Origin of the sequence: Arthrobacter sp. zg-Y1171 (genome assembly GCF_025244845.1) — a bacterium.
Classification (GTDB): domain Bacteria; phylum Actinomycetota; class Actinomycetes; order Actinomycetales; family Micrococcaceae; genus Arthrobacter_B.
This window is the reverse complement of record NZ_CP104264.1, coordinates 814,820-831,874: the sequence shown is the minus strand read 5'-3', so window position 1 is coordinate 831,874 and position 17,055 is coordinate 814,820. Positions and strand designations below refer to the sequence as shown.

The 17,055-nt window shown below is 65.2% G+C and carries 17 protein-coding genes; 10 read left to right on the top strand and 7 right to left on the bottom strand.

Annotated features, from left to right (window positions below):
- Positions 1 to 38: 38 nt before the first annotated feature.
- Both N2L00_RS03965 and glyA read right to left on the bottom strand, forming a co-directional pair.
- Positions 39 to 1,031, bottom strand: coding sequence for a bifunctional methylenetetrahydrofolate dehydrogenase/methenyltetrahydrofolate cyclohydrolase (locus N2L00_RS03965; protein ID WP_255766935.1), 993 nt, complete (start codon positions 1,029 to 1,031; stop codon positions 39 to 41).
- A 2-nt stretch (positions 1,032 to 1,033) separates the two neighbouring features.
- On the bottom strand, positions 1,034 to 2,317 hold the full coding sequence (gene glyA, locus N2L00_RS03960) for a serine hydroxymethyltransferase (RefSeq protein ID WP_255766934.1): 1,284 nt from the start codon (positions 2,315 to 2,317) through the stop codon (positions 1,034 to 1,036).
- Positions 2,318 to 2,600: 283 nt separating this feature from the next.
- Here glyA and N2L00_RS03955 point away from each other — a divergent pair, with 283 nt between their 5' ends.
- Entirely contained in the window at positions 2,601 to 3,671 is a 1,071-nt protein-coding gene (locus N2L00_RS03955) for an FAD-dependent oxidoreductase (RefSeq protein ID WP_255863488.1), read from the top strand.
- Here N2L00_RS03955 and N2L00_RS03950 read toward each other — a convergent pair.
- Positions 3,646 to 4,185: a GNAT family N-acetyltransferase gene (locus N2L00_RS03950; protein ID WP_255863489.1), complete on the bottom strand. Its 540-nt coding sequence runs from the start codon at positions 4,183 to 4,185 to the stop codon at positions 3,646 to 3,648. The two genes, N2L00_RS03955 and N2L00_RS03950, sit on opposite strands and share 26 nt — an antisense overlap.
- Positions 4,186 to 4,239: 54 nt before the next feature.
- Here N2L00_RS03950 and purU point away from each other — a divergent pair, with 54 nt between their 5' ends.
- The 7 genes from purU to N2L00_RS03915 all read left to right on the top strand — a co-directional run bounded on the left by purU (position 4,240) and on the right by N2L00_RS03915 (position 12,472).
- Positions 4,240 to 5,109, top strand: coding sequence for a formyltetrahydrofolate deformylase (gene purU, locus N2L00_RS03945; protein ID WP_255863490.1), 870 nt, complete (start codon positions 4,240 to 4,242; stop codon positions 5,107 to 5,109).
- Between the two features lie 64 nt (positions 5,110 to 5,173).
- Positions 5,174 to 5,701, top strand: coding sequence for a gamma carbonic anhydrase family protein (locus N2L00_RS03940; RefSeq protein WP_255863491.1), 528 nt, complete (start codon positions 5,174 to 5,176; stop codon positions 5,699 to 5,701).
- A 50-nt stretch (positions 5,702 to 5,751) separates the two neighbouring features.
- Positions 5,752 to 6,966, top strand: coding sequence for an ROK family transcriptional regulator (locus N2L00_RS03935; protein ID WP_255863492.1), 1,215 nt, complete (start codon positions 5,752 to 5,754; stop codon positions 6,964 to 6,966).
- Between the two features lie 211 nt (positions 6,967 to 7,177).
- Positions 7,178 to 8,749 (top strand): multiple monosaccharide ABC transporter ATP-binding protein, encoded by a 1,572-nt coding sequence (gene mmsA / locus N2L00_RS03930; protein WP_255863493.1) that lies wholly within the window; start codon positions 7,178 to 7,180, stop codon positions 8,747 to 8,749.
- The gene (gene mmsB, locus N2L00_RS03925) at positions 8,746 to 10,038 is read left to right on the top strand and encodes a multiple monosaccharide ABC transporter permease (RefSeq protein ID WP_255766927.1); all 1,293 of its coding nucleotides are present in this window, start codon (positions 8,746 to 8,748) and stop codon (positions 10,036 to 10,038) included. The genes mmsA and mmsB overlap by 4 nt, the downstream gene beginning before the upstream one ends.
- 56 nt (positions 10,039 to 10,094) lie before the next feature.
- The gene (locus tag N2L00_RS03920) at positions 10,095 to 11,177 is read left to right on the top strand and encodes a sugar-binding protein (RefSeq protein WP_255766926.1); all 1,083 of its coding nucleotides are present in this window, start codon (positions 10,095 to 10,097) and stop codon (positions 11,175 to 11,177) included.
- A gap of 203 nt (positions 11,178 to 11,380) precedes the next feature.
- Positions 11,381 to 12,472, top strand: a complete 1,092-nt coding sequence (locus tag N2L00_RS03915; protein ID WP_255766925.1) for a Gfo/Idh/MocA family protein — start codon at positions 11,381 to 11,383, stop codon at positions 12,470 to 12,472.
- A gap of 92 nt (positions 12,473 to 12,564) precedes the next feature.
- Here N2L00_RS03915 and N2L00_RS03910 read toward each other — a convergent pair whose 3' ends face one another.
- Genes N2L00_RS03910 through N2L00_RS03895 form a run of 4 tightly spaced genes read right to left on the bottom strand, consistent with a single transcriptional unit; the run spans position 12,565 to position 14,631 of the window.
- Positions 12,565 to 12,759, bottom strand: coding sequence for a hypothetical protein (locus tag N2L00_RS03910; RefSeq protein WP_255863494.1), 195 nt, complete (start codon positions 12,757 to 12,759; stop codon positions 12,565 to 12,567).
- A 50-nt stretch (positions 12,760 to 12,809) separates the two neighbouring features.
- A complete protein-coding gene (locus tag N2L00_RS03905) occupies positions 12,810 to 13,439 on the bottom strand; it encodes a DUF3618 domain-containing protein (protein WP_255766923.1) in 630 nt (209 codons plus the stop codon).
- Positions 13,436 to 13,861: a phage holin family protein gene (locus N2L00_RS03900; protein ID WP_255766922.1), complete on the bottom strand. Its 426-nt coding sequence runs from the start codon at positions 13,859 to 13,861 to the stop codon at positions 13,436 to 13,438. Before N2L00_RS03900 ends, N2L00_RS03905 begins: the two co-directional genes overlap by 4 nt.
- Positions 13,861 to 14,631, bottom strand: a complete 771-nt coding sequence (locus N2L00_RS03895) for a hypothetical protein (protein WP_255863495.1) — start codon at positions 14,629 to 14,631, stop codon at positions 13,861 to 13,863. Before N2L00_RS03895 ends, N2L00_RS03900 begins: the two co-directional genes overlap by 1 nt.
- A 231-nt stretch (positions 14,632 to 14,862) precedes the next feature.
- On the opposite strand from N2L00_RS03895, the gene N2L00_RS03890 reads away from it, so the two are divergent.
- Together N2L00_RS03890 and N2L00_RS03885 are read left to right on the top strand one after the other, a co-directional pair.
- Complete coding sequence (locus tag N2L00_RS03890; protein ID WP_255766920.1) at positions 14,863 to 15,402, top strand: hypothetical protein; 540 nt, start codon at positions 14,863 to 14,865, stop codon at positions 15,400 to 15,402.
- A 6-nt stretch (positions 15,403 to 15,408) separates the two neighbouring features.
- Positions 15,409 to 16,878 carry a glutamate--cysteine ligase gene (locus N2L00_RS03885; protein ID WP_255766919.1) on the top strand — a complete coding sequence of 490 codons (1,470 nt, stop codon included), beginning with the start codon at positions 15,409 to 15,411 and terminating at the stop codon, positions 16,876 to 16,878.
- Positions 16,879 to 17,055 lie beyond the last annotated feature (177 nt).

Below are 17,055 nucleotides of genomic sequence, written 5' to 3'. Positions count from 1 at the left end.
CGCTGCGCACCGGCCCCGTCAACTGCTCCGATTTGGTCCTAGACCAGGATTCCGGCCTGCCGTTCGGCGGCTTCCACCACGTTCGCCAGCAGCATGGCGCGGGTCATCGGGCCCACGCCGCCGGGGTTGGGCGAGATCCAGGAGGCGACGTCGGCCGCTGCCGGTTCGACGTCGCCGGTCAGCGTTGTTTCCCCGGTTTCCGGATCGGTGACCCGGGTGACGCCGACGTCCAGCACGATCGCGCCGGGCTTGAGCTCCTCGGCCCGGATCATTTCCGGGAAGCCGGCCGCGGCAACCACCACATCGGCTGCCTGCAGGTGCTCGAACAGGTCCGCGGTCCCGGTGTGCGCCAGCGTGACCGTGGCATTGATCGGACGGCGGGTCAACAGCAGGCCGAGCGGCCGCCCGACGGTGACGCCGCGTCCGACCACGAGGACCTTCTTGCCGTTCAATGAAATCCCGTTGCGGACCAGCAGCTGCACGATCCCGTGCGGCGTGCAGGGCAGCGGCGACGTCATCGGTTCGCTGACGTTGAGCACCAGGCGGCCCAGGTTGACCGGGTGCAGCCCGTCCGCATCCTTCTCCGGGGCGATCCGCTCCAGGATGGCATTGGCATCGATGTGCGCCGGCAGCGGCAGCTGCACAATGTACCCGGTGGTGGCCGGGTCCTCGTTCAGCTCGTCAATGACCTTTTCCAGGTCTGCCTGGCTGATGTCGCCCGGTAGGTCCCGGCGGATGGAGTTAATCCCCACCTGTTTGCAGTCCTTATGCTTGCCGCCCACGTAGGAGTGGCTGGCGGGGTCATCACCCACCAGCACCGTTCCCAACCCCGGAGTGACGCCGTGCTCTTCCTTCAGCACGCGCACCCGTTCGGTCAGGTCCTCCTTGATCTCCCGGGCGGCGGCACGGCCGTCGAGGATCTTCGCCGCAACCGGAGTGCCGAAATCGGTCTTCTCCTTGACGTCCCAGCCGAGGTTCACGCTGGCGTCCTCGCCGGTCACGGCGCCCTCCATATTGGTTCCTTTCTCCACGGTTACCATTCCTCCTGTCCGGGGTAAAGCGGGAAATTGTCTGCCAGCGCCCGTACGCGGCCCCGCAGGACCTCGACGTCGGGAGCGGGTTTCAGTGCGGCGGCAATGATCTCGGCAACCTCGGTGAATTCCGGGGCGCCGAAGCCGCGGGTTGCGAGCGCCGGGGTGCCGATCCGCAGGCCGGACGTGACCATCGGCGGCCGCGGGTCGAAGGGTACGGAGTTGCGGTTCACCGTGATGCCCACGGAATCAAGCAGGTCTTCGGCCTGCTTTCCGTCCAGGGCGGAGTGCCGCAGGTCCACCAGGATCAGGTGGACGTCCGTGCCGCCGGTGAGCACTGAAACGCCGTGTTCGGCTACATCCGCTGCGTTCAGGCGGTCGGCAATGATCCGCGCACCCTCGAGCACGCGTTCCTGCCGTTCCCGGAACTCCTCGGTGCCGGCGATCTTAAAGGCCACGGCCTTCGCAGCGATCACGTGCATCAGCGGGCCGCCCTGCTGGCCGGGGAAAACGGCGGAGTTCAGCCTCTTCGCGTATTCCTTTTTCGCCAGGATCATTCCCGAGCGCGGCCCGGCAAGGGTCTTGTGCACGGTGGAGGTGACGACGTCGGACACCGGCACCGGGTTGGGGTGCAGTCCCGCGGCCACCAGTCCGGCAAAATGCGCCATGTCGGTCCAGAGATAGGCACCAACTTCATCGGCAATGGATCGGAAGGCCTCGAAGTCCAACTGCCGCGGGTAGGCGGACCAGCCGGCGACAATAACCTGCGGGCGTTCCGCCAGCGCCTGTTCACGGACCCGCTCCATGTCCACCCGGTAGGTCTGCTCATCCACCCCGTAGGCCGCGACGTCGTACAGCTTGCCGGAGAAGTTCAGTTTCATGCCGTGGGTAAGGTGCCCGCCGTGGGCCAGGTTCAGCCCCATCAGTTTCTCGCCCGGCGCCATCAGGGCCGCGAGCGCGGCAGCATTGGCCTGCGCGCCGGAGTGCGGCTGGACGTTGGCGAACTCCGCACCGAACAGGGCCTTCACCCGCTCGATGGCGAGGTTCTCTGCCACGTCCACATGTTCGCAGCCGCCGTAGTAGCGGCGCCCGGGATAGCCCTCGGCGTACTTGTTGGTGAGGACGGAGCCGGAGGTTTCCAAGACGGCGCGCGGGGCGAAGTTCTCGGAGGCGATCATCTCGAGGGTGCTGCGCTGGCGGGACAATTCATCATTCAGGACCGCTGCTATTTCGGGATCAACATCGATAAGCGGCGCGTTGGTGACGGACTGGGTGGATACTCTCACGTGGGATCTCCTGGGAAGGGGTTCTCTATAGGTCAGGCTACCTGTCGGGGCATAGGCCGGGCATGGCACAACAGTTTCGCGCGTGACCCGCGGCCCAGGCGTGCGATCCGTGGTCGTTAGGACACCCCCGCAGGGGTGCCGTGCCGCTTCCTGGTGGTAATCCACCTAACGCCAGTCGCGACGCTCTCCATCCTAGCCTCACCTGTCCCCCGTCTGCAGGGCTTCGGCGGAATAGCCGCAATGCCCGGACCGTTACGGTTCTCAGGAACGAAGGAGTGCACAGGTGGAAACGGACATACTCGTGATCGGAGCCGGCCAGGCCGGGCTCAGCGCCGCTTACCACCTGCGCCGCCGCGGCCTGGAGCCCGGCGCCGGCTTCACCGTGCTGGACGCGAACCCCGGGCCGGGCGGGGCCTGGCGCCACCGGTGGGATTCGCTGACCTTCGGTGCGGCGCACGCCCTGCACGATCTCCCGGGGATGCCGCTGGGCTCGCCCGATCCCGCCGAACCCGCTTCCGCCGTCGTCACCAGGTACTACGGACGCTATGAGCAGGAGTTCGGGCTCGACGTCGTCCGGCCGGTCTCCGTGGCGGCGGTGGCGGAGGGCGACGGCGGCAGGCTCACGGTCCGTGCCGTGGATGGCCGCGAGTGGCAGGCCCGCACGGTCATCAACGCCACGGGCACGTGGGACCGGCCGTATTGGCCCTATTACCCCGGGCGGGAGTCCTTCCGCGGGCGGCAGCTGCATACCCGGGACTTTCGCAGCGTGGCTGACTTTGCCGGGCAGCGGGTCCTTGTGGTCGGCGGCGGCACCTCCGCCGTGCAGTTCCTGCTGCAGCTGCAGCGTGCCGGTGTGGAAACCGTCTGGTCCACCCGCCGGCCGCCGGAATTCACCCTCCGCCCGTTCGACTCCGAGTGGGGGCGGGCCGTGGAAGCGAAAGTCAGCGCCAGGACCCGTGCCGGCCTGCCGCCGCTGAGCGTCGTTTCCGCTACGGGCCTGCCGCTGACGGATGAATACCGGCGGGGCATTGAGGACGGGGTGCTCGTGTCGCGCGGACAGATCGGCCGCCTGACCACCTCCGGAGTTGTTTTCGCAGACGGGTCCGCCGAGGCCGTGGACACTGTCCTCTGGGCCACCGGCTTTCGTGCCGCCCTGGAGCATCTGGCGCCGCTGCACCTGCGCGAACCCGGCGGCGGGATCCGGATGGACGGGGTCCGCGTGGTGCGCGAGCCCCGCCTGCTGCTGGTGGGCTACGGTGAGTCCTCCTCCACGCTGGGGGCTACCCGCGCCGGCCGGGCAGCCGCGCTTGCCGCCCTGCGCCAGCCGGCTACGAAAGCAGCTCTTCCCAGTTGATGGAAGTTACCGTGCCCTGTTCCCAGTCACGGCGCAGGATGGCGTAAACCACCGTGGCCACCCTGCGCCCGTCTTCCAGCGGCCAGTCCTCCCGGTAATGCGCTTCCTTCACGAAACCTGAACGCAGCAGGGTCTTGCGCATGGCGATGTTGTCCTCGCTCGTATGGCCCGCGAAGCGGTGCGCTTCGGGATAGTCGTCGAACACCATGCCGGTCAGGGCTTTCAGCACCGGTACGCCGTTGCCCCGGCCGCGGAACTTCTCCACCAGGCGCAGGTCCAGCACCGGGGTACTCGTTCCCAACTCCTCCAAGATGACCAGGCCCATGCGGTGGTTGTCGCCGAACACCCAGAAGGTACTCACGCCGTCGCTGTCGAACCGTCCCTCGATCAGGAGGCGCCGCACCAGCCCCTCGGAAGGCGCCTTGATCCGGTGGTAGGGAAAGCTGTTGGTAGTGAGGAAACGTACGAGCTCTCCCTCGTCCTTGTCGGAAAACGGAAGGAACATCACATCCATGTGCCCACCCTAGGCCAGGGCACGGAAACCGGTAACCTAGCAAGGGTGACAGACATGAGCTCTCTTCCCGACGCCTCCGCCGCCAACGCCTTTACCCTGACGTTGTCCTGCCCCGACCGTCCCGGCATTGTCCATGCCGTCAGTGCTTCCCTGGTGGCGGCCGAAGGCAACATCACCGAGTCCGCGCAGTTCGGCAGTCGGGAAACCGGCTCCTTCTTTATGCGCGTGGACTTCACTTCCCCGCGCTCCTACGAGCAGGTCCATGCGGAACTCGCTGCAACGGCGTCTGCATTTGCCATGTCCTGGGAACTGCACCGCGCCGGCCGCCGGACCCGCACCCTGATCATGGCGTCCAAGTCCGGCCACTGCCTCAACGACCTGCTGTTCCAGCAGCGTGCGGGGACGCTGCCGATCGATATCCCGGCCATTGTCTCCAACCACCGCGAGCTGGAATCCCTCGCCGACTTCTACGGCGTGCCGTTCCACCATGTCCCCGTCACTCCGGACACGAAGGGCCAGGCGGAGGACCGGCTGCGCGCCCTGATGGCTGAACTGGACATTGAGCTGGTGGTCCTCGCCCGCTACATGCAGATCCTGAGCAACGACCTCTGCCGTGACCTGTCCGGGCGTGCCATCAACATCCATCACTCCTTCCTGCCTTCCTTCAAGGGAGCGAGGCCCTACCACCAGGCGCATGCCCGGGGAGTGAAGCTGATCGGTGCCACGGCGCATTACGTAACTTCGGACCTGGATGAGGGTCCCATCATCGAACAGGAAGTCATGCGGGTGGACCACGCCCGTTCGGCTGCCCAGCTGGCGGCCCTGGGCAGCGACGTCGAGGGGCGGGCACTGTCCAAAGCCGTGCAGTGGCATGCCCAGCACCGGGTCCTGCTGGACGGCGGGCGGACCATCGTCTTCAACTAGGCGGTTCCTGCTGCGGGTGCCGGCTTCCGCTAACCGGCCTCCGGGCGGCGCTACGCTGGGTGGCATGGCACACATCATTGAATTCCGGGGCAAGACCCCCGCCGTCGATTCCAGCGTCTTCCTCGCTCCCACCGCTTCGCTCATTGGCGACGTCACCATGGCAGCGGACTCCAGCGCCTTCTACGGCGCCTGCGTCCGCGGTGACTCCAACAGCATCCGCGTGGGCGCCGGAACCAACCTCCAGGACAATGTGGTGCTGCATGCGGACCCGGGCTTCCCGACGTCGGTGGGCGAGCGGGTCAGCATCGGCCACAATGCCGTGGTGCACGGCTGCACGGTCGAGGATGACTGCCTGATCGGTATGAGCGCCACGATTATGAACGGTGCCGTGATCGGCGCCGGTTCCCTCGTCGCCGCCGGCGCACTGGTTCTTGAGGGTACGGTGGTCCCGCCCCGCTCGCTGGTGGCCGGCATGCCGGCAAAGGTCCGCCGCACGCTCACGGATGAGGAGTTCGCGGGAGTGAAGGCCAACGCGGAAAGCTACCGGCAGACGGCTGCCGACCACCGCTCTGCCGTAGCCGCGCAGCCCTAGTCTTGTGTTCACTTCTTGACTGCAAGAGTGTGATGTAGCACTCTAAACTAATGCCAGCCGATCCATCCTCGCCGTTGAGGACCACCCGCACGCCGGGGACCACCCCGCCCAATCCGGGCTCGCAGAGCGCCCTGCGCGAACGCAACCGGCAGCGCATCATCCAGGCCCTTTTGGCCTCGGGTCCGTTGACGCAGGCGGAACTTTCGCGCCAGACGGGGTTGTCCCGCGCCACGGTCTCCAACATCGTGGGCGATATGAGCGACCGTCAGCTCGTCATCACCGAACCCACCACCAGCTCCGGGCGGAGGGCGCTTTCGGTGCGGCTCAACGAGTCAGGAGCCGTTGCTGCCGGCATCGACATCGGTCGCCGGCACGTCAGGGTGATCCTGGCCTCGCTCGGCCACCGGATCATGCAGGAGGAGTCCATCCAGCTTCCGCTGGGCCACTCCGCAGCAGAGGGCATGGATGCCGCTGCGGCCCTGCTGGCCCGGCTGCTGCGCCGGCAGGGGGTGGACCGCAGCGCGGTCCTGGGTGCCGGCGTCGGCATCCCCGGCCCCATCGACCGTCGCACGGGCACTGTGGTCCAGGGCGCAATCCTCCCCGAGTGGGTGGGGATCAACATGCGCGAAGACCTCGCCGACCGGCTGGGTGTCCCGGTCTACATCGACAATGACGCCAACCTCGGTGCGCTGGCGGAAGTCACCTGGGGGCCGCACGGCTGCAGCGAAAACCTGATCTTCATCAAGGTTGCCTCCGGCATCGGCGCCGGGCTGGTCATCAACGGTTCGCTCTACTACGGCAATGTCGGTATCACCGGAGAAATCGGCCACGCCACCATCTTCGACCAGGGGCTGATCTGCCGGTGCGGCAACCGCGGCTGCCTGGAAACCATCGCCTCGACCTCCATCATGATCGAGCTGCTGAGCCGTGCTTCCAACGGCACCGTCACCACCGCGGACATCCTTTCACGCGCCGCCGGAAAGGATCCGGCCACCCTGCGCGTCATTGACGACGCCGGCGTTGCGGTCGGGCGCGCCGCCGCCAACCTCGCGAACACCCTGAATCCGGAACTCATCATCATCGGCGGTTCGCTGACCGACCTCGGCGACACGTTCCTGGACCCGATCCGCCGCGGCCTGCTGCGGCACGCCGTTCCCCTCGTCGGCGAAACCTCCACCGTGCTTATGTCCTCGCTCGGGGACCGCGCCGAAGCCCTGGGAGCAGCGGCACTCGTCCTCCAGGAGCAGGGAACCGCGGCTGCGTAGTACCTGCCCGGCGGCCCGCAAACTACCCGAAACCGCTCCTGTTGCGTTCAAGACTTGACGGCAGTGCCTGTGACCGTGGTAACTTCCTTACGGCCCACTCTGTGGGCCGTATCACGACAAAGAGGTCACACGGAGGCACTCATGCGAGCAGAAGCAGCTCCGGCAGTCGGCGCGCGGCGCGCTCCCTGCCATCACGGCAGGGACAATACGCATGTCGCCTAGTCCATTCATTCTGGAAATGCACTCCATCACCAAGGAGTTCCCCGGCGTCAAGGCCCTCGCGGATGTGGCCCTGAACGTCCGGGCCGGCGAAATCCACGCCATCTGCGGAGAAAACGGCGCAGGAAAATCCACGCTGATGAAGGTCCTCTCCGGCGTCTACCCCCACGGTACGTACACCGGAGAAATCGTCTTCCAGGGCAAGCCCGTCCAGTTCCGCGATATCCGGTCCAGCGAAGCCGCGGGAATTGTCATCATCCACCAGGAACTGGCGCTGATTCCCGAACTCTCCATTGCCGAGAACATTTTCCTGGGCAATGAACCCACCCGGTTCGGCGTCATCGACTGGGACAAGGTCAACTTCGACACCCTGGACCTCATGGAACGGGTCGGACTCCAGGAAGACCCCACCACGCCCATCAAGGATCTGGGCGTGGGCAAGCAGCAGCTGGTGGAGATCGCCAAGGCACTGAACAAACGGGTACAGCTGCTGATCCTCGACGAGCCCACCGCAGCGCTCAACGAGACCGATTCCCAGCACCTGCTGGGCCTGATGTCAGGCCTGCGGGACAAGGGCATCTCCTGCATCATGATCTCGCACAAGCTCAATGAAATTGAGCAGATTGCGGATTCCATCACCATCATCCGCGACGGCCGCTCGGTCGAGACGATCGACGTTGCCGCCGAAGGCGCGGACGAAGACCGCATCATCCGCGGCATGGTGGGCCGTTCGCTGGAGTCCCGGTTCCCGGACCACACCCCGACGATCGGTGAAACGTTCTTCGAGGTCCGCGGTTGGACCGTGGGCCACCCCTCCGTCGCGGACCGCCTGGTCTGCAAGGGCGCGGACTTCCACGTAAAACGCGGCGAGATTGTCGGATTCGCCGGACTGATGGGCGCCGGACGCACCGAGCTGGCCCGTTCCGTTTTCGGCCGCTCCTACGGCAACTTCATCTCCGGCCAGATCATCAAGGACGGCAAGGAGATCACCCTCAAGACGGTGCACTCCGCGATTAACCATGGCCTGGCCTACGTCACTGAAGACCGCAAGACCCTGGGCCTGAACCTCCTGGACGACATCAAGGCCACCACGGTTTCGGCAGACCTCAAAAAGATCACCCGGGGCCTGGTTGTCGACAACGACGCCGAGTTCCGCCACGCGGAGGAATACCGCAAGAGCCTGCGCACCAAGGCACCCACTGTCGATGAGGGCGTTTCCAAGCTCTCCGGCGGCAACCAGCAGAAGGTCGTCCTGGCCAAGTGGATGTTCACCGACCCGGACCTGCTGATCCTGGACGAACCCACCCGCGGCATCGACGTGGGCGCCAAGTACGAAATCTACGGAATCATCCAGCAGCTCGCGAACCAGGGCAAGGGAGTCATCGTGATCTCCTCTGAGCTCCCCGAGCTCCTGGGCCTCTCCGACCGTATCTACACCATCTTCGAAGGGGCGATCACCGGCGAGGTCTCCAAGGCGGAGGCCAACCAGGAGAACCTCATGAGGCTCATGACCTCCCCCGCCCGGAAGCCCGCCGACTACGCCACTCAAGGAACACTTTCATGAACGCCATCAAGCAACTCCTGGGCGGCAACGGCCGCCAATTCGGGATGATCTTCGCCTTGGCCATCCTGGTCGGCCTGTTCCAGGTCCTCACCGGAGGCAAGACCCTGACGCCCACGAACATGATCAACCTGTTCAACGGCAACTCCTACATCCTGATCCTGGCCGTGGGCATGGTCTTCGTGATCATCGCCGGCCACATCGACCTCTCGGTGGGATCCGTCGCCGCGTTCTCGGGCATCGTCGTCGCAATGGCCATGCGGGACTGGGGCCTGCCCTGGTACGCGGGCATACTCCTGGGCCTGCTGGTGGGCGCCGCAATCGGCGCCTGGCAGGGCCTGTGGGTGGCGTACGTCGGAATCCCGGCGTTCATCGTGACGCTGGCAGGCATGCTGATCTTCCGCGGAGCCAACCAGTGGGTGGGCAAGTCCAACACGGTTCCGGTCCCCTCCGAATTCCAGTTCATCGGCGCAGGCTACCTGCCCGAGGGCGGCCCGATCCCCGGCTACAACAACCTGACGCTGCTGCTGGGCCTGATCCTCTGCGCCGCAGTGATCTACGGCGAAATGCGCAAGCGTTCCCGCAACGCCAAGCTGGGCACCGCCAACCCGCCTGCCTGGGTTCCGGTGGTCAAGATCGGCCTGCTCTGCGCCGTCATCCTCTACGCCACGTACCTCTTCGCCACGGGCCGTCCCGGCACGTCCTTCCCAGTATCGGGCATCATCCTGGGCGTCCTGGTCCTCTTCTACGGCTTCGTCTCCAACAAGACCATCCTCGGCCGCCACGTCTACGCGGTGGGCGGCAACCGGCACGCAGCAGAGCTCTCCGGCGTGCAGGGCAAGAAGGTCAACTTCATGGTCATGATGAACATGTCGATCCTGGCCGCCCTGGCCGGCATGATCTTCGTGGCCCGCTCCACCGCCTCCGGTCCGTTTGACGGCACCAACTGGGAACTCGACGCCATTGCCGCCGTCTTCATCGGCGGAGCGGCCGTGTCCGGCGGCGTCGGCACCGTGGTCGGTTCCATCGTGGGCGGCCTGGTCATGGCCGTCCTGAACAACGGCCTGCAGCTGCTCGGCGTGGGCGCGGACACGACCTCCATGATCAAGGGCCTGGTCCTGCTCCTCGCCGTCGCACTGGACGTCTACAACAAGACCCAGGGCAAGCCCTCCATCACCGGACTGCTGATGCGCAACTTCGGCGGCAACAAGCCCAAGCCGGCCCCCGCCGTCGTCGACGCCACCCCGGAAATGCCTACGGGCACCAAGACCGTCATCTCCACTGACGCCTAGACCGCACCACTTACTCCGCACTATTTTCCACAACCGCTATTCAGAAAGAGAACACCATGCGTAAATTCGCAAAGTCCTTCGCCGTTGCGGCAACGGTGGCAGCATTGTCGCTGTCCGCCTGCGGCCGTACCGAAGAAACCGCTTCCGGCGCCGAAGAAGGCTTCGACGACGGGGCATCCATCGGCGTTGCCCTGCCGCAGAAGACCTCGGAAAACTGGGTGCTGGCAGAGACCCTCTTCAACGACGGCCTCAAGGAAGCCGGCTACGAAGGCCAGGTCCAGTTCGCCAACGGCGGCGTGTCCGAACAGCAGAACCAGATCAGCTCCATGATCACCAACGGTGTCGAGGTCCTGATTGTGGGTGCCATTGACGGCAGCCAGCTCGGCTCGCAGCTGCAGGACGCCAAGGACGCCGGCATCACCGTCATTGCCTATGACCGTCTGCTGACCAACACTGAAAACGTTGACTACTACGTGGCCTACGACAACTTCAAGGTCGGCCAGCTGCAGGGCCAGGCCCTGCTGGACGGGCTGAAGGAGAAGAAGCCCGAAGGCCCGTACAACATTGAGCTGTTCGCCGGTTCTCCGGATGACGCCAACGCCCAGGTCTTCTTCGACGGCGCCATGGATGTCCTCCAGCCGGAGATCGAAGCAGGAAACCTCGTGGTCGGTTCCGGCCAGACCGAGTTCAACCAGGCCGTCACCCAGGGTTGGAAGGCGGAGAACGCCCAGAAGCGCATGGACACCCTGCTCTCCAGCAACTACGCCTCCCAGGAACTGGACGGCGTCCTCTCCCCCAATGACACCCTGGCCCGCGCCGTCCTGACCTCGGTCTCCGGCGCCGGCAAGACGCTGCCCGTCATCACCGGCCAGGACTCCGAGGTGGAATCCGTCAAGCTCATCATGGAAGGCAAGCAGTACTCCACCATCAACAAGGACACCCGCAACCTGGTGAACCAGAGCATTGACATGGTCAAGGCACTGGGCGCCGGTGAAGAGGTCGAAATCAACGACGACGAGAGCTACGACAACGGCAAGAAGGTAGTCGAGAGCTACCTTCTGGAGCCGGTCATCGTCACCAAGGCAAACGCTGCCGAGGCCTACGCGAATGACCCCACGCTCTCCGAGCTGACCAAGTAAGCACGTATTCACTGCCCCTCGGGGCGGAACAGCCCGGGTTTCCCTCAGTGGAGACCCGGGCTGTTCCACGCCTGTTCCACTCTGTTCCACACACCGGTCGCCTGTACTTCGTGCCGCACGAACCCAGAGTCCATCCCTAGGCCTATGGCCGGGGCGACCATAGAGTAGGGGTACTCCCTGCAACGACGCGGAAGACGAGGACCATGACTGCCGTTCAACACATACCCACCCCGCCCTGTGTCCAGCCGGGAGCTCCCAGTCCCGTCCAGTCCACGGGACGAACCCTGCGCTGGGGCGTAGTCGCCACCGGGAACATTGCCGAGCGTGTCACTGAAGACATCGCCCGGTTGGAGGACGCCGTCCTGCAGGCGGTCAGTTCCCGCCGCCGGGCCACGGCCGAGGAGTTCGCCGCCCGCTTCGGTTTCGCCAGCAGCTACTTCGACTCAGACGATGCCTCGGGCTACGACCTGCTCTTTGCCGATCCCGATGTCGACGTCGTCTACATCGGGACCCCGCACGCCCAGCACTATCGGATTGCCCGGCGGGCTCTGGAGGCCGGCAAACACGTACTGTGCGAAAAGTCGCTGACCATCAATGCCCGCGAAACCGAGGACCTGATCGAACTGGCCCGGTCCCGCAACCTGTTCCTCATGGAAGCGGTCTGGACCCGTTTCCTGCCCTGCATCAACCGCATCTGGGAACTCATTGCCTCAGGTGAGCTCGGCGACATCAACTGGGTGCAGGCAGACCTGGGCTTCCCGGCACCGTATGACCCTGCCAGCAGGCTCTGGGACCCGGCGGCGGGCGGAGGCGCACTGCTGGACCTGACCGTCTATCCGCTCACTTTTGCCCTGGGCGCGCTGGGCTACCCGGAGACGGTCCACGCAGTAGGCAGCATCAACGCCGACGGCGTGGACACACAGAACGCCTTGACGCTCGGGTACCCGTCCGGCGGCCTGGCGCAGCTGACCTCGTCTCTGGTCTCCTCCTGCCCGCGGACCGCGGTCATTTCCGGCACCAGGGGCTGGCTCCGCACCGGCGCACCCCTGCATAACCCGGTGGAGCTGACCATCGTGCCGCAGGACGGCGAGGCCCGCGTGGAGCGGTTCCCGCAGGTCGGCAACGGCTACGCGTACGAGCTGCGCGAGGTGACCCGCTGCATCCAGGCGGGCATGGTGGAAAGCCCCACCATGACGTGGGCGGACTCCCTGCGGACCATGCGGCTCTTTGACGCGGTACGGGCGCAGATCGGCGTGCTGTACGCCAATGACAAGGCCACTGTCCCCGCTGACTGAGCCGTGGAGGCGCAGCAGCTGGCAAGGCACTAAAAACGACGGCGGTGCCGCACCTTTTGCAGGTGCGGCACCGCCGTCGTTTCAGTGCCGTGCTAGCCGCCCAGTCCGCCCAGGCCACCCGGGAGTTTCCCGAGCAGGTCCTTGGGGTTTACACCAAGTTTGTCCAGCAGACCCGAGTCGCGCTCGGTATCCACCTTCTCCGGCAGTTCGGACTCCGCCTGGCCTGCCTTCGAGCTGTCGCCGCGATTCTTCAGAAATTCGATAATCTGCTGCTTGTCGATCTGCATCAGGTACTCCTTTGCTGAGTGACGCGTGCTGCGGTGTGGTGTGGTGCCTGCTAGGCGTTCTTCACGTTCTGCGGCGCTTCGGAAGCGGAATCCTTGACGTCCGCGGCGGCTGCCTGGCCTTCGGACTTCACGTTCTGCGCGGCGTCCGTGGCAGTGGCCTTGATGTTCTCGACCGCTTCCTGGGCCGGTTCCTTGAGGCCTTCAGCCATTTCCTTGGCTGCGCCTGCCAGTTCGTCGGTCATCGGCTGCGCGGCGGTCTTGATGTTGTCAGCAGCGACGCGCTCCTTGTCGCTGGCGGGGATCAGCGTTGCCGCCAGCAGGCCGGCGCCGAAGGCAATCAAACCTGCGGCAATGGGGTTGCCCTGCGCCTGGCCGGCGAGCTTCGCCGGTGCACCCTGGACGGCGGAGCCGGCGGCAGACATGCCGTCCGAAACACTGCTGCCCATGTCGGACACGCTGCCGCCGATGTTGCTGCCGGTATTGCTCGCGCTGTTACCTACTGAATCGGCCACACCCATCACCCTGTCCTTCACTCCGAATACTTTGTCCTTCATCTTGTCCGTCTGGCGCTGAACGATGTGGGAAGGAGTTACCTTGTCCGCCACGGCGTCCACGTTGGTGCCTAGGCGCCGGCGGGTTGCTTCGATGTCGGCGCGGATCTCATCCGGGTTTTCACTCATCGTGTTTCCTCGCTTGGTTTCATAGTCTGGGGGATCTCCTGCAGCGTCTCGGACGTCTGCGGCATGCCCTTGATCTTCTTCATTTCCTTGCGTCCGCGGGAGGCGAGGACGGCAGCGACGATGGCCCAGATAACCGCCACGATCACTGCGGACCAGCCGAAGCCGATCGCCGTCGTGCCCAGTGCGTACCACAGGGCGACCGAGAGGAAGAGGAGTACGAAGTAGCCTGCGACGGCCGCTCCTGCGAACATTCCGGCACCCGTGCCTGCGCGGGTTGCGGACTGCTTCAGTTCGACCTTCGCCAGCTCCACTTCCTGACGCATGAGGGTGGACATGTCCTGCGTCACCTGGCCGAGCAGATCGCCCAGGGACGTGGACTCAGCCTTAGCCTGTGCTGGTGTGGGAGGGAGTTCGGTACTCATCAGTGCCGACCACCGCTGTAGGGATCAGCTGCCGGAACGCCGGTGGAGGGGGTGGGCGGAAGAGTCTGGGCCGATGCGGGACCCGTACCCGGCTGGCGGACCGGTTCGGTGCCGAACGGATCGCTGGTCGCGGCGGTGCCGACCGTGGGCTGTGCCACCGGTGCCTGCGGGACAGGCGTCACGGGCGGAACGGGCGGTCCCACGTGCTGGCCGGCGGATCCGGACGCACCCTGCGTCGGGAGGCCTGCGCTGAGGCCCTTGTTGAGGCGGCCTGCCAGGAAACCGGCTCCGGCTGCGATGGCGAGGAAGGCGACGGGGCGCTGGCGGGCAAAGCCCTTGACCTCGTCCAGCAGGGATCCCGGATCGCGGCCGTCGAGCCACGTGGCGGCCGAAGACGCACGGCTGGCGGCCTGACCGACGAGATCGGTGGCTACCCCGGACTGGCCGGACTGCGCCATGGAGTGCAGTTCGTCTGCCATCGAGCGAAGGCCTTCAGCCACCTTCTGCTGCTGGGTACCTGCCTGCTCGGTGAGATCGGAACGGGCCTGGGTAAACAGGTCCTTGGCGTTGGTCTTTACCTCGGAGGCAACACCCGCTGCTTCAGACTTGGCGGTGTCCGCTACCTGAGCGGCGTTACCCTTGGCCTGCTGGGCGATGTCACCGGCCTGCTGCTTGGCCGCATCGGCCTTCGCAGCGGCTGTGGAGTCATTGGTACTTCCGGCCGGGGATGCTGCATGGCTTCCGTCGCGCGGAGTGAAGTTCTCTGTCATCATCGCTCTCTTTCGTCATTGCAACTGCTGATCAAGATCGGATGGTCCGTACAAAGATAATAAGCACACTTAGTTACGAATGTGTAGCGTGTTAGGATTGTAAGTGCCCTTGCTATTGGATTCCGTGCGTGGTTTTCTTTTTCCACCGATCAGAAGAGCCAGCGGACGCCGTACCCTGCCGAATAATCCGGCAGGGCAGTCCCCTCGGCCACAACGCACAGGAGCATCACATTGGCTGCAAATCTAGTAGCACGATCCGTCCATGACCTCACGGCGGCGGCTTGGTTCGGCGGTTCCCTGATGGGCGCCGTCGGACTTAACGGAGCAACTGCCGAGGCCAAGGATCCCACTGAGAGAACCCGGCTGTCCGCCCTCGGCTGGAAAAAGTGGGCCCCCGTGCAGGCCGGAGCTATCGGATTGCATTTCCTGGCCGGACTCGCGCTTATCGGTGACAACAAAACCCGGGTCTCCAAGCAGGAGGGGGTCGGTTCCCTCACCGTATACAAGGCAGCCGTGACGGCGCTGGCGGCGGTAGTCACCCTCTATTCAGGCATCCTGGGCGGCAAGGTAGGGAAGCTCTCGGAGCAGGGCAGCCAAGGGGCAACGGAACCCCGCGAGGGCGCATCCAAGGAATTGAAGTCGGCCCAACGCCAGCTGAAGGTCCTGCAGTGGAGCATCCCCGTGCTTTCGGGTGCGGTGATTGTGATGGGCGCCCAGCACGGCGAGATGCAACGGCCGGCCAATGTCCTCAAGGGCCTGAAAAAGAAGTAACGGGCAATGGGCGCAGAAGTTACGAGCAGGACCTTCAGCCGGGCGCAGCGCACGGCTTACCGGCAGCGCTTGCTGGAAAACCTGGACCACTTCGCTCACTTCCTTTCCACCGCGCAGTTTGCGGACACGGCCAGCATTGGCCTGGAACTGGAGCTGAACCTGACCAACCGTGATTTCTCCCCCGCCCTCCGCAACACGGCTGTCCTTGAGCGAATCGCCGATCCGGCCTTCCAGACCGAAATCGGCGCCTTCAACATCGAGATGAACCACCCCGCACTGTCGGTGGCACAGTTTGGATTGAAGGAGCTCGAGGACAGCCTCCGGGTGCAGCTCAACCGTGCCGATGAGCGTGCCGCCCAGGAAGCGGCAGACATCATGATGGTGGGCATCCTCCCCACCCTCACCCCCCGCTTCATGGACGGATGGGATTGGCTCAGCAGCGGGCAGCGTTATGCCGCCCTGAACACGTCGGTCCTCCAGGCCCGGGGAGAAGACGTCCTCCTCGACCTGTCCGGCCCGGAGCCGTTGTCCTTCTACGCACAGAACATCGCGCCTGAGGCTGCGTGCACATCGGTCCAGCTGCACCTGGAAGTCTCGCCCGAACAGTTTGCTCCGGCCTGGAACGCGGCACAGATGATCGCAGGCCCCCAGGTTGCCCTTGCCGCCAATTCACCCATCTTCATGGAACATGTGCTGTGGCACGAGACCCGGATTGAACTCTTCAAGCAGGCCATAGACACCCGGCCGCCGGAGATGCGCAACCAAGGGGTACGCCCCCGTGTCTGGTTCGGGGAAAGGTGGATTACCTCGATCTTCGATCTCTTCGAAGAAAACGTGCGCTATTTCCCTGCCCTGCTTCCGGAGTTGTCCGGCAGCGGAACGGAAGCCACCGCTTTCGGTGCCCCGCTGCTGCCCGAGCTGCGCCTGCACAACGGCACGGTCTACCGCTGGAACCGGCCGATCTACGACCCCGGCAGCGGCACACCCAACCTGCGTCTGGAGAACCGGGTGCTGCCGGCCGGCCCGTCCGTCCTGGACGTCGTCGCCAACGCCGCGTTCTACTACGGGCTCGTGGAGTACATCCGCACAGCTGACCGGCCGCTGTGGAGCCGCATTGCCTTCAAGACGGCGTCGGACAACTTCCTGGCCTGCGCCCGGTACGGACTGGAGGCAGCAGTCTATTGGCCGGGCATCGGCGAGATTCCGGTGGCCGAACTGATTGTGCGCCACCTGATTCCGCAGGCCGCCGAGGGCCTGAGGGAACTGAAAGTGGATTCCTCCCTGATCGACCGCTACCTGAGCGTGGTGGCCGAACGTGCCCGCACGGAGCAGAACGGCGCTGCCTGGCAGATCGCCACGCTGCGCCGCCTCGAGGATGCCGGGATGCCGCGGCCGGCGGCCCTGGGCGAGCTCTCCCGGCTCTACTGGGAGAACATGCACACCAATGCGGCTGTCCACTCCTGGCCGGTCGGCTGACCGGGCGAAAACCGGGCGCCTGGCGGCAAGAATCGGACGCTGAACCTAGCACTCAAAAGTGGTGAGTGCTAGCGTGAATTCCATCGTTGAGTCATGACGACTCAACCTTTATCGACCCTTTTCCAACAACGGCATTCCAACCACCGGTGCCCGGCGGGTACCGGGGCAACAGGAGTT